The 12,491-nt window shown below is 64.2% G+C and carries 12 protein-coding genes; 5 read left to right on the top strand and 7 right to left on the bottom strand.

Translation table 11 applies throughout. The features are described 5' to 3' along the window. The first annotated feature begins 62 nt into the window (after positions 1-62). Positions 63-386, top strand: a complete 324-nt coding sequence (sugE, locus tag AB4Y82_RS00860; RefSeq protein WP_441603517.1) for a quaternary ammonium compound efflux SMR transporter SugE — start codon at positions 63-65, stop codon at positions 384-386. A gap of 105 nt (positions 387-491) precedes the next feature. On the opposite strand, the gene phoU is transcribed toward sugE, so the two are convergent. From phoU to rnt, 6 genes are all read right to left on the bottom strand, one after another. After that, positions 492-1,226 carry a phosphate signaling complex protein PhoU gene (phoU, locus tag AB4Y82_RS00855; protein WP_121879212.1) on the bottom strand — a complete coding sequence of 245 codons (735 nt, stop codon included), beginning with the start codon at positions 1,224-1,226 and terminating at the stop codon, positions 492-494. A gap of 91 nt (positions 1,227-1,317) precedes the next feature. Continuing rightward, a complete protein-coding gene (gene pstB, locus AB4Y82_RS00850; RefSeq protein ID WP_121879214.1) occupies positions 1,318-2,133 on the bottom strand; it encodes a phosphate ABC transporter ATP-binding protein PstB in 816 nt (271 codons plus the stop codon). Further along, positions 2,126-3,001, bottom strand: coding sequence for a phosphate ABC transporter permease PstA (gene pstA, locus AB4Y82_RS00845; RefSeq protein ID WP_441603516.1), 876 nt, complete (start codon positions 2,999-3,001; stop codon positions 2,126-2,128). The genes pstB and pstA overlap by 8 nt, the downstream gene beginning before the upstream one ends. Continuing rightward, a complete protein-coding gene (gene pstC / locus AB4Y82_RS00840; protein WP_441603515.1) occupies positions 3,001-4,020 on the bottom strand; it encodes a phosphate ABC transporter permease subunit PstC in 1,020 nt (339 codons plus the stop codon). The genes pstA and pstC overlap by 1 nt, the downstream gene beginning before the upstream one ends. 181 nt (positions 4,021-4,201) lie before the next feature. After that, the gene (pstS, locus tag AB4Y82_RS00835) at positions 4,202-5,236 is read right to left on the bottom strand and encodes a phosphate ABC transporter substrate-binding protein PstS (protein ID WP_441603514.1); all 1,035 of its coding nucleotides are present in this window, start codon (positions 5,234-5,236) and stop codon (positions 4,202-4,204) included. A gap of 184 nt (positions 5,237-5,420) precedes the next feature. Next, positions 5,421-6,080 carry a ribonuclease T gene (gene rnt, locus AB4Y82_RS00830; protein WP_046970448.1) on the bottom strand — a complete coding sequence of 220 codons (660 nt, stop codon included), beginning with the start codon at positions 6,078-6,080 and terminating at the stop codon, positions 5,421-5,423. Positions 6,081-6,292: 212 nt separating this feature from the next. Here rnt and AB4Y82_RS00825 point away from each other — a divergent pair, with 212 nt between their 5' ends. From AB4Y82_RS00825 to AB4Y82_RS00810, 4 genes are all read left to right on the top strand, one after another. After that, entirely contained in the window at positions 6,293-7,927 is a 1,635-nt protein-coding gene (locus AB4Y82_RS00825) for a hypothetical protein (protein WP_441603513.1), read from the top strand. A 214-nt stretch (positions 7,928-8,141) separates the two neighbouring features. Continuing rightward, a complete protein-coding gene (locus AB4Y82_RS00820; protein ID WP_441603512.1) occupies positions 8,142-8,492 on the top strand; it encodes a hypothetical protein in 351 nt (116 codons plus the stop codon). Positions 8,493-8,698: 206 nt separating this feature from the next. Further along, positions 8,699-9,382 carry a carbonic anhydrase gene (locus tag AB4Y82_RS00815; protein WP_441603511.1) on the top strand — a complete coding sequence of 228 codons (684 nt, stop codon included), beginning with the start codon at positions 8,699-8,701 and terminating at the stop codon, positions 9,380-9,382. Beyond that, positions 9,345-10,907: a SulP family inorganic anion transporter gene (locus tag AB4Y82_RS00810; RefSeq protein WP_441603510.1), complete on the top strand. Its 1,563-nt coding sequence runs from the start codon at positions 9,345-9,347 to the stop codon at positions 10,905-10,907. Before AB4Y82_RS00815 ends, AB4Y82_RS00810 begins: the two co-directional genes overlap by 38 nt. 97 nt (positions 10,908-11,004) lie before the next feature. On the opposite strand, the gene AB4Y82_RS00805 is transcribed toward AB4Y82_RS00810, so the two are convergent. Further along, positions 11,005-12,489 carry an efflux transporter outer membrane subunit gene (locus AB4Y82_RS00805; RefSeq protein WP_441603509.1) on the bottom strand — a complete coding sequence of 495 codons (1,485 nt, stop codon included), beginning with the start codon at positions 12,487-12,489 and terminating at the stop codon, positions 11,005-11,007. Positions 12,490-12,491: the final 2 nt, after the last annotated feature.

The raw sequence follows: 12,491 nt of genomic DNA, 5'->3' as shown, positions 1-12,491 counted from the left end.
ACGGCCCCGCACGCAAGTGCTTTCAGCGGGGACGGCCCTGCTCTCATCCAGAGGAGCGCCACATGCCCTGGATTTATCTCATGCTCGCCGGACTGCTCGAAGTGGTCTGGGCGATTGGACTGAAATACACCGAAGGCTTTACGCGGCTGTGGCCGAGCGTGATCACGGCATCGGCGATGATCGCCAGCATCGTGCTGCTTGCGATGGCGGTGAAGGGCCTGCCGATCGGTACGGCTTACGCGATCTGGACCGGTATCGGTGCGGTGGGCGCGGTGATTCTCGGCATCGTGCTGTTTGGCGATTCGGCCTCGCCGTTGCGGCTGGCCTGCGTAGGGCTGGTGGTGCTGGGGATGCTGGGGTTGAAGCTTACCGGCGGCGCGCACTGACAAGGCGATAGAAACCATTGTGGGAGCGCACCCTGTGCGCGACTGCCGGCCGGCGAACCGAGGCAGTCGCGCACAGGGTGCGCTCCCACAGGACAGCTCGTTGCCTTACTCGGGCTTGTTGCCCAGCTTTGTCAGCTCAGGATTGGAGGTGAAGTCGCGCTTGGCGCGCTGCGCCGTGAGCGGCTCGCCATTGACCTGGTACCAGATGCTTTCGGCGATATTGGTGGCGTGGTCGCCGATGCGCTCGATGTTCTTGGCCATGAACAGCAGGTGCGTGCACGGCGTGATGTTGCGCGGATCTTCCATCATGTAGGTGAGCAGCTGGCGGAAGTAGCCGGTATAGGCTTCGTCCAGCTCGGCATCGTCCTTCCACACCTGGTAGGCGCGTTCGGCATCGCGGTCGCGGTAGGCGATCAACACGTCGCGCACTTCCTGCGCGGCAAGTTCAGCCAGGTAGCCGAGGCCATTGGTCGGGCTCACGGGCGCCACCATCGACAGCGGGATGGAGCGCTTGGCCACGTTGGCGGCGTAGTCGCCGATGCGCTCAATGTCGGCTGCGATGCGCAGCGCGGCAAACACGTTGCGCAGGTCGCCGGCGATCGGCGCGCGCAGCGCGAGCAGGCGCACCACGTCGTGGCTGATTTCCTGTTCGAGCAGGTCGATGGCGTCGTCGTTGTTGACCACGTGCTGCGCAGCGCGCTCGTCACGGCGGTCGATCACGTCGATGGCGGCTTCCAGCTGGCTCACGGCAAGCTCGCCCATGCGGACGATTTCGCCGGTGAGACGGGTCAGCTCGTCGTCGTAGCTCTTGATGATGTGTTCTTTGCTGCTGCCGCTCATTTGGATTCTCTTGTGAGTCCAGTAGGGGAGGGTGAGGTTTCGTGACCCCTCACCCCAGCCCTCTCCCCGGAGGGGAGAGGGAGCATAACGGTTAGCCGAAGCGACCGGTGATGTAATCCTCGGTCTGCTTCTTGCCCGGCTTGGTGAAGATCTGTTCGGTGCGGTCGAATTCGATCAGCTCGCCCAGGTACATGAAGGCGGTGAGGTCCGAGCAACGGGCCGCCTGCTGCATGTTGTGGGTGACGATGACGATGGTGTACTCGCTCTTGAGTTCTTCCACCAGCTGCTCGATGCGGCCAGTGGCGATCGGGTCGAGCGCCGAGGTCGGCTCGTCCAGCAACAGCACTTCAGGCTTGAGTGCGATGCCGCGCGCGATGCACAGGCGCTGCTGCTGGCCGCCGGAGAGGCCGAGCGCGCTCTGCTTGAGCTTGTCCTTCACCTCGTCCCACAGCGCGGCGCTGCGCAGCGCCTGTTCGACGCGGATGTCCATGTCGGCGCGCGACAGCTTCTCGTGGTGGCGGATGCCGTAGGCCACGTTCTCGAAGATGGTCATCGGGAACGGCACCGGCTTCTGGAACACCATGCCGACTTTGCTACGCAGGCGGTTCATGGAATAACGCGAGTCGAGGATGTTCTCCTCGTCCAGCACGATCTCGCCCTTCGCCTCGAGCTTGGGGTAGATCGCATAGATGCGGTTGAAGATGCGCAGCAGCGTGGACTTGCCGCAACCGGAGGGGCCGATGATGGCCGTGACCTTCTTCTCCGGGATGTCCATGTTGATGCCTTTCAGCGCATGGAAACCGTTGTAGTAGAAGTGCAGGTCGCGCACCTTGATCTTGGTCGGCGCAAGCGGAGCGTGCGTGGCCGCGGACTGCGGGTGGATGCCGGCGGCGGCGGACTCAGTCATGGGACACCTTGTTGCGGGAAAGGACCAGACGGGAGGCAAGACTCAGCAAAAGCACGAACATGGTGAGCACGAAGGCACCGGCCCAGGCGATGGCATGCAGGCCTTCACCCGGATCGTTGGCGTACTGGTAGATCACCTGCGGCAGGCTGGACATCTTGTCCGACGGGTTGAAGGTCAGATAGTTGTTGCCGAACGCGGTGAACAGCAGCGGCGCGGTTTCGCCGCTGATGCGCGCCAGCGCCAACAGCACGCCGGTGATGATGCCCGAGCGTGCGGCGCGGATCAGGATCTGCGTGGTCAGCTTCCACTGCGGAATGCCCAGCGACAGCGAGGCCTCGCGCAGGGTGGAAGGCACCAGGCGCAGCATTTCATCGGAGGTACGCACGATCACCGGCAGGGCGATCAGCGCCAGCGCGATGCCGCCGGCCCAACCGGAGAAGGTGGTGGAGCCGTCGGTGAGCGCCGTGCTCGGCAACACTACGATGGTGTACACGAACAGGCCCAGCACGATCGAGGGCGCCGACAGCAGGATGTCGTTGAGGAAGCGGATCGACTCGCCCAGCTTGGTGCCGCTGGCGTACTCGGCCAGCCATGCGCCGGCGAGCACGCCGATCGGCGTGGCGATGACGATGCCGATCATGTTCACCGTCAGGCTGCCGACCATGGCGTTGAGCAGGCCGCCATCCTCGCCATAGGCGGTGATCTTGGTGAACAGCTGCGGGCGCAGCGCACCGATGCCCTGGCGCAGCGTTTCCCACAGGATCCACGCCAGGAAGATCAGGCCGATCAGCGTGGCCACCACGCTGAGTGACAGCGCGATGATGTTCTTGATGCGGCGCTGCGTGTAGAGACTCGAACCGGTGGCCATCAGCGACCCTCCTTATGGGCCATCTGTCGCAGCATCCAGCGCGCAATCAGCAGCACGATGAAGGTCACCACGAACAACAGGAAGGCCAGCGCCATCAGCGTGGACTTCTGCAGGCCCGCAGCCTCGCTGAACTGGTTGGCGATGGTGGAAGCGATGGACGCGCCCGGATCGAGGATCGAGGGCGACAGCTTCATCGCGTTGCCGAGCACGAAGGTCACCGCCATCGTCTCGCCCAGCGCGCGGCCCAGGCCGAGGAAGATGCCGCCGATCACGGCCGAGCGCGTGTACGGCAGCACGATGTCCCAGGACACTTCCCAGGTGCTCGAACCCAGCGCATACGCCGATTCCTTCAGGCGCGAGGGCACCGTCTGGAACACTTCGCGCATCACCGAGGAAATGAACGGGATGATCATCACCGCCAGCACGATGCCCGCGGTGAGGATGCTGGCGCCAAAGGGGTAGTCGCTGCCGAACAGCTTGCCGACGAAGGGCACGTGTTGCGCCACCCACGACAGCTTGCCGTCGTCGGGCTTGTCGCCGAGGTAGTTGGTCAACCACGGCTTGATATGGTCGGCGAAGAAGGGCGCAAAGATGAACAAGCCCCACATGCCGTAGATGATCGAAGGGATGCCGGCCAGCAGTTCGATGGCCGAGGCCACCGGCGTGCGCAGCCACGGCGGCGCCACTTCGGAAAGATAGAGCGCGATGCCGAAACTCACCGGCACGGCAAGCAACAGCGCAATGAACGAGGTGGCGATGGTGCCGTACACCGGCACGAGCGCGCCGTAGGTGTCGGAACTGGGGTCCCACGCATCGCTGACCAGGAAGTGCCAGCCGAACGTGCCGAACGCGTGGCGGCCGCCCCACAGGGTGGCGCCAGCGGCGCCGAGCAGGCAGGCCAGCACCAGCAAGGCGCAGCCCTTGAGCAGCCAGCTGAACAGGCGGTCGTGCAGGGCGTCGCGCTTGGCGCGCGCTTCCTGGGGCACGGAGGAGGCGATGGCGCCTACGTTCGCTTGCATGTGCGGAGGATTCCTCGGCATTCAGGCCAGTCCGGTGGGGGCCGGCTGGTTGATGGATGGCGCTTCCGGGCGCCTTTCAGCAACAGGCCGCCCGAGGTTAGTCGGGCGGCCGTCGTGGTGCGGTCAAGCCATCAGCTTAAGACTCGCCGGTTGCCGTAGCGTGACCGGCGAGACGCCAGCCTCAGTGCTTGTACTCGGTGCTCCAGTAAGCCTCGATCTTCTTGACCAGGGTGTCCGGCAGCGCGACGTAGTCGAGCGAAGCGGCGTCCTTCTGGCCATTCTCGAGCGCCCACTTGAAGAACTCGAACGCCACCTTGGTGTGCTCGGCGTTCTTGGGCTTCTTGTACATCACCACCCAGGTCGTCGCGGTGATCGGCCATGCCTGCGCACCGGAGGCGTTGGTCATGATCACGTTGAAGTCCTTGGCGCTGCCCCAATCGGCCGTGGCAGCGGCAGCGGCGAACGCATCGGCGCTCGGCGCAACGACCTGGCCGGCGGCGTTCTTCAGGTTCACCCAGCTGATCTTGTTCTTCACGGCATAGGCGTACTCGACGTAGCCGATCGAACCGACGATCTGCTTGACGTACTGCGACACGCCTTCATTGCCCTTGCCGCCCACGCCGGTCGGCCACTCAACAGCCGTGCCGAACTTGACCTTGGCAGCCCAGTCGGTGCTGACCTTGGACAGGTAGTTGGTGAAGTTGAACGAGGTGCCCGAACCGTCCGAGCGATGCACGACGGTGATCTTCTTGGAGGGCAGGTTCACGCCAGCGTTCATCGCGGCGATGCGCGGGTCGTTCCACATGGTGATCTTGCCGAGGAAGATGTCGGCGAGGGTGGTGCCGTCCAGCTTGACCTGGCCCGCTTCGATGCCCGGGATGTTCACCACCGGCACGATGCCGCCCACCACGACCGGGAACTGGCCCAGGCCGAACTGTGCGAGGTCTTCAGCCTTCACCGGAGCATCGGTGGCGCCGAAGTCGATGGTGCCTTCCTTGATCTGCGCCACGCCGGCGCCCGAGCCGACGGACTGATAGTTGAGCTTGTTGCCGGTCTTTTCGGCGTAGCCCGCGGACCACTTCGAAAGCACCGGGTAGACGAAGCTCGAGCCAGCGCCGGTGATGTCGGTCGCCTGCGCGCCCATGGCAAACAGCGAGGCCGTCGCGAACACCGCGGCCGTGCCGATGCGAGTCAGAGATTTGGTTGAGATCAACACGGTTGCTCCTTAGCGATAAGGGTTTCGGGGGATTCCCGCCCGCCGTTATTTCATGCGCGCCGTGTTGCAATGAAATGAGCTCAATGTTTCAGCGATATGACAACTTGCAGGGAATTGTCATATGGCACTGATAACGCAGGGGATTAAATCGTCGCCCGAAATCCGGGCGAGTCCCCTGGTGCCTTCACATCGACTCGATGCCGATCTGGTCCCGCTCGAACTCCTCCAACCGGCGCCAGCGGTTGACGATGGTGCAGAACAGCTCCGCCGTCCGCTCCGCGTCATAAATGGCCGAATGCGCCTCACGCGTATCGAAGGGAATGCCTGCGGCCTGCACGGCTTTGCTCAGCACCGTCTGGCCGAAGGCAAGCCCACTCAACGTGGCGGTGTCGAAGCAGCTGAAAGGGTGGAACGGGTTGCGCTTGTGGGCGACGCGGCGCACGGCCGCATTGAGAAAGCCCAGGTCGAACGCGGCGTTGTGACCCACCAGCACGGCGCGCTGGCAATCCATGTCGCGCATGGCGTCGCGGATTGGCTTGAACACATGGTCCAGCGCCAGGCGCTCGTCCAGTGCGCCGCGCAGCGGGTTGTCCGGGTCGATGCCGGTGATCTCCAGCGCGCGCGGGTCGATATTGGCCCCGGGGAAGGGGTGGACGTGTGCCGAGACCGCCGGCATGGGCTGCAGATAGCCCTCGGGGGTCATGCGCAATATGACAGCGGCGATTTCCAGCAGCGCATCGCGCTCGGCATCGAAGCCGCCGGTTTCAACGTCCACGATGACCGGCAAGAAGCCGCGAAACCGCTCGGCCATGCGGCCGGCCATGCTGTTATTGAGCTTATCCATCGCCTAAGCATATCAGCCGGGGCGGCGACCCCAGGTCCACTGCGGCGTTGGGCGGACGATCCGTACGTGCGCGAACGCATGTCTCCGTTCTGTCACATAACGTCCATGTAACGGTAAAGCCCGAAGCCCATCCTGCCCACCGAACCTGCTTGGACGGCCGGAGATCGAAGGGGGCGGTCCAGGTGATTCTTACCTACATGCGGAGATATTCCATGCGTTCCAAGTTGCTCGCGGTGGCCATTGCTGCCGGTTTGGGCGTTACCAGCTTCCACGTCATGGCCGACCCGGCCGGCGCCAGCACCAAGACCAGCACCCAGTCGACGCAGAACGCCGAGATCGAAGCGCTGAAGGCCCAGCTGCAGGCCCTGCAGGCCAAGGTCGTCGAGCTCGAGCAGCGCACTGACGCGCAGTCCGATATCAACGTGTCGACCGGCCAGGCTGTGGAGCAGGTGCAGAAGCAGGTCGCCACGACCGACGCGACGGTCAAGAAGTCGCAGGACAAGATCGCTTACAAGGGCGTGAACATCACGCTCGGCGGCTTCCTCGCTGCCGAAACGATCTACCGTTCGGCCAACGAAGGCGCGGACATCGCATCGAACTACAGCTCGATGCCGTACAAGAACGTGCAGACCGCGCACATGAACGAGTTCCGCATGACCGCCCGCCAGAGCCGCCTCTCGGCCCTGGCCCAGGGTGACGTGGATCCGACCACGCATCTGGCCGGCTACATCGAACTGGACTTCCTGGGCGGCGCCCAGACCGCGAACTCGAATGAGAGCAACTCGTTCAACCCGCGTATCCGCAACGTCTACCTGACGTCCGATTGGGACACCTCGGGCCTGCACCTGCTGGCCGGCCAGAACTGGTCGCTGCTGACGCTCAACAGCAAGGGCATCATGCCGCGTGGCGAGCAGATGCCGCCGCAGATCGACGCGCAGTACATCCCGGGCTTCACCTGGGCACGTCAGGCGCAGATCCGCCTGGTCAAGGATTGGGACAAGAAGTACTGGCTGGGCGTCTCCATCGAGAACCCGCAGACCACGTTCTATTCGAGCCCGAACCAGGCCAAGGCGCCGGTGCAGCAGACGGCTTACAACATGACCGCGGGTTCGGGTTTCGACTCGGCCAATACGCTGTCGCTCAACCACATCCCCGATGTGGTGGTGAAGTTCGCGGCTGACCCGGGTTTCGGTCACTACGAGCTGTTCGGCCTCGGCCGCGCCTTCTACAACCGCTATGCCGTCAACGGCAGCTACCAGAACCACAACACCTACGGCGGTGGCTGGGGTCTGGGCGTGATCCTGCCGCTGATCGACAAGACCCTCGACTGGCAGTTCTCCGGCATGTCGGGCAAGGGCATCGGCCGTTACGGCAGCGCCCAGCTCTCCGACGTGACCTTCAGCCCGAACGGCAATCTGGCTCCGATCAAGGAGAACATGATGCTGACCGGTCTGACCTGGCACACCAATCCGGATCTGGACATCTATCTGTTCGGTGGCCGCGAAGCTGCCAGCAAGAAGGACTTCACCGCTTACAACGCGGGCACCGTCGCCCTCGGTTATGGCAACCCGGCTTACAACAACAGCGGTTGCGACATCGCCGGCAACAGCAACTGCGTGGGCAACGCTCGCCAGATCTGGCAGGGCACGGCGGGCTTCTGGTGGAAGTTCTACCAGGGCAAGTTCGGTCGCATGCAGTTCGGCGCACAGTACTCGTACACCCAGAAGGAAGCGTTCCCGGGCCAGGGCTTCATCAATGGCGTGAGCGGTCCGGTTGCCAATGGCCTTGCTTCGCCGAAGGCCACGGAGAACATGTTCTTCACCTCCTTCCGCTACTACCCGTTCTAATCGGATCGGCGGTACGGCTATCGCAAGGGAGTTCTACCCAGGGATGGACAAACGGCGGGCTCTGGCCCGCCGTTTTTTCTTTTTGCGGCCGGGTGTTTCTGCGCGATGACAGCGGCCTGCGAAAATGAATGTTTGCTGGCGCATGCAAGAGAATGCGCGATGGATTTCTCGCAAGGTCTTGCGATTTTCATGCGCTTTCCGATAACGTCGCGGCATGACTTCGCGTCTCCACCGCTCTCGTTTCGCCGCGTTTCTGGCGTGTTTGTTCGGCCTGCTATTGCTGGTCGGCACGCCTGTTCGTCCGGCGCAACTGTCACCGGCATCGTCGGCTGACAAGGCGCTGGCCACGCTGGTCACGGCCGACGATGTCGCCGATAGCGCGGCCGACGACAGCGAGCACGGCTCGCTGGAAGACAACACCAGCAGCGGCATGGACGACATCCTCCATCCCTTCGATGTGGCTTACCTGTGGGCGCCCATGCCCCACCATGCTCCACGCTCGCTGCACGATGAGCTGAGCCCGCACGACCCCGCGCGACTGCTGCGCCCACCCGAAGTCGCCTGAATCGCGTCCGCTGAGGCGGCGCGTTCTCCTCGCGTGCATGGCTTAGGCCTGCCGCCTCCCATGGTCCCGTCAGTGAACTGACCCGCTAGCGCGGCGCGCCCGTCGTGCCTGTGCTTGGCGTTGGCCATCTGTTCTTTTTTTTCGTCGCCTCCTCTGGCGCGCGTTGCGCCGTGGGCGTCGTACCGATTCTTGTCTGGAGTATTCGCATGAAGCGTTTGATCGAAGGTTTCGAACAGTTCCGCAATGAGGTTTTTCCCGCGCAGCGCGAAGTGTTCCGCAAGCTGGCGGCGGGGCAGAGTCCCAGCACCATGTTCATCACCTGCGCCGACTCGCGCGTGATGCCGGAACTGCTGTTTTCCGCGCAGCCTGGCGAGCTGTTCGTGTATCGCAATATCGGCAACATCGTGCCGCCGTATGCGCAGCACGTGAGCGGCGTGGTGGCGGCGATCGAGTATGCGGTGAAGGTGCTCAAGGTCAGCCACATCGTGATCTGCGGCCATTCCGACTGCGGCGCGATGAAGGCGTTGCAACATCCCGAGCTGGTGCAGGACATGCCGTCGGTCGCGGCATGGATGAAACATGCGGATGTTGCGCGCTACGTGGTAGATCAGAACGGACCGGGCCTGCAGGGCTCGGAAGGTCTGCGTCGCCTCACCGAAGAAAACGTGGTGGGCCAGCTCGAACACCTGCGTACGCTGCCCACCGTGGCGGCCGCCATGGCCAGCGGACAACTGCGCATCCACGGCTGGGTGTATGACATCGAGCATGCCGGTTTGAAGGGCTTTGATGCACTTGAGGGTCGCTTCGTGCAGATCGAGCCCGGCACGGCGGGCTTTCCGGAAGCGACGCCGCATGCGCGCTTCGCTGTGCCTGCGTCGTCGGCTGCCTGAGGACGTCGTCGTGATCAGCAACTACTTCAAGCAGGGACTGTTCGGGCGTGACCTGCTCGGTTCCATCGTGGTGTTCCTGGTGGCCTTGCCCTTGTGCATGGGTATCGCCATCGCCTCAGGCATGCCGCCAGCGGCAGGACTCATCACCGGCATCGTCGGCGGCATCGTCGTGGGCGCCGTCGCCGGTTCACCATTGCAGGTGAGTGGACCGGCGGCGGGCCTTGCCGTGCTCGTGTTCGAACTGGTGCGCGAGCATGGCGTAGCCGCCTTGGGCCCGGTCGTACTGCTGGCCGGCATGATCCAGATCGCGGCCGGCTTGTGTCGCGTCGGCGTGTGGTTCCGCATGTGTTCGCCGGCTGTGGTGGCGGGCATGTTGTCGGGTATCGGTGTGTTGATCGTGGCCTCGCAGCTGCACGTGCTGATGGATGGCTTGCCCAAGGCGCGAGGCCTGGAGAACTTCGTTGCGTTGCCGGGAGCGGTGATCGACGCGGTGCAGGGCGAGGTGGGCAGTCTGTCGGCCCTGGGCGTCGGCGTGGCCACCATCGCGATCATGCTTGGCTGGGAAAAACTGCGGCCGGTGAAACTGCGCTTCGTTCCCGGCGCATTGCTGGCGGTGATCGCGTTGACGGCGACCGTGCAGTTCGCGGGGCTGGCAGTGAAAACGGTGGATGTGCCATCAAACCTGATGGCCGCCGTATCGATGCCGACATGGAGCAGTCTTTCCAGCCTGCTGGAACCGTCGCTGCTGATCGCTGCGCTGACGTTCGCCTTCATCGCGAGCGCCGAGACGCTGTTGTCCGCCGCTGCGGTCGATCGCATGCACGACGGCGCCCGCACCAGGTACGACCGCGAGCTCACCGCTCAAGGCATCGGCAATACCATCTGCGGCTTGTTCGGCGCATTGCCGATGACGGGCGTGATCGTGCGCAGCGCGGCGAATGTGCAGGCCGGTTCGGCCACGCGCATGGCGACCATCCTGCACGGCAGCTGGCTACTCGTGTTTGCCATGCTGCTGCCATGGTTGATGCGCATGACGCCGGTAGCCTGCCTGGCCGGCATCCTGGTCTACACCGGCGTCAAGATGGTGAACTTCAGGCAGGTGATCTCGCTGGCGCAGTACGGCAAGGGCACCGCATGGATTTACGTCGCAACCACCGTGGCCATTGTCGCCACCGATCTGCTGGCCGGCGTGCTGATCGGCTTCGCTTTGTCGCTGTTCCGCCTCGCGCTGCATTCGTCGCGACTCAAGGTGGGCCTGCATCATCACGAGGAACCAGGCACGGCATCGCTGCGCCTGGAAGGTTCGGCGACGTTTCTGCGCGTGCCGTCGGTGGCGCGTACCTTGGAAAGCGTGCCGCCGAACACGCGCCTGCAACTGCAGGTGGATCGACTGCATCACGTCGATCAGGCATGCCTGGAATTGCTGCGCGAATGGAGCAGGAACGCGTCGGCACGCGGTTGTGAGCTGATTGTGGACTGGCAGCAGCTCAATCAACGCGTCGAAGGCGTACGACGGGCGGCATAGGCTCGCTCGTCATGAAAGGAGCCCTCGTGCCTCCCCTCTCTCCACATGAGGGCTCCTTGGGTCCCCGGGCGGTCGCGACGGAGTAGGTACCGTCGCGTCAGCGGGCCTGGGTCGTGCTGTCGGCCACCGCGTTGGCGGTGGTCGACAGCTGGGCTGCATCCCAGCCGCCGCCAAGCGCGCGGATCAGATCCACGCTGGCCTGCAGACGTCGTGTGCGCACTTGTTCCGCGCTGAGTTCGGCCTGCAGTTCGGCCGTCTGCGCGCTCACCACGTCGAGATAATTCACTGCGCCTTCGCGATAGCGATTGATCGCGATGGTCTGCGAATCGCCTGCGGCACTGGCGGCATCGTCTTGCTGATGTGCCTCCTTGCCGAGCTGTTGCAGCAGGGTGAGGTTGTCTTCCACCTGCTGGAACGCGTCGAGCACTACGCCGCGGTAGAGGCCCGCCGCCGCATCCAGGTTCGCCTGCGCGGCCTGCACCTTGGAGCGCCGCAGGCCACCATCGAACAGCGTCATCGCCAGATCCGGGCCGAGCGCCCAGTAACGGTTGCCGGCGCTCAACAGATTGCCCATGCCGGTGTCCTGCCAACCCAAGGCAGCGGAAAGGCTCAAGCGAGGGAAAAATGCCGCACGCGCCACGCCGATCTCGGCATTGGCGGCAAACACGCGCCGTTCGGCGGCGGCAATATCGGGGCGACGCTCCAGCAATTGCGACGGCACGCCAAGCGGAATCGCGGGCACCTTGATGGGTGCGTTGTCGACCGGCAGCGAGAAGCGCGACGCCGAGTCGCCCACCAACGTGGCGATGGCGTGTTCGGTCAACGCACGTTGCGCCTGCACGTCCGATACCTGTGCCTGGGCATCTGACAGTTGTGTCTTCGCGCGGCTCACATCGAGGCCCGAGGCCACGCCACCCTGGAATCGCCGCTGGGTGAGGTCGAGGCCTTGCTGGTACGCATCCAATGTGTCCGTGAGGATGCGCTCCTGTACGTCGTAGCCGCGCAGCCGCAGGTAGAGATCGGCAAGCTGTGCTTCAAGACTCAGCTTCACCGACGCGAGATCGGCTTGCGCTGCGTTCGCGTTCGCCTTGCCGGCAGCCACTTCGTTGCGCACGCGCCCCCAGAGATCGAGCTCGTAACCCAGCCCGAAACCCAAGGTCTCGGCGCTGTATTCGTTGGGTTGGCCGCTGCCGCGCAGCGGACGGTTATTCGACTGACGATTGCGCGAATCGGCGGCTACTACGCCCAACGTGGGATAGAGGTCCGAACGCGCTTCGCCCAGCAGCGCGCGTGCTGCGTCATAGCGCGCCAGGGCGACGGCAAGCGTTGGATTGGAGGCATCGAGTTGCTGCTCCAGGCGATCCAGCGTCGGGTTGGCATACACCGACCACCACGGTCCACGCGCCGCAATGTCGGATGGATGCGCGGGTGACCACAGGCCGTCGGAAGTCTGGCCGGCGTAGCTGCCAGGTACGGTACCGACGTCCGGCTTGGTGTAGGCCGGTGCAAGCGAGCAGGCCGGCAACAGCGCCACCAGTGCCAGCGGCGCGAGTCGACGCAGGGAGGAGAGCACGGGCATCATGG

Source organism: Dyella sp. 2YAF14, assembly GCF_052114725.1.
In the GTDB taxonomy this organism is placed as follows: domain Bacteria; phylum Pseudomonadota; class Gammaproteobacteria; order Xanthomonadales; family Rhodanobacteraceae; genus Dyella.
This window is presented reverse-complemented; position numbering and strand designations above follow the sequence as displayed.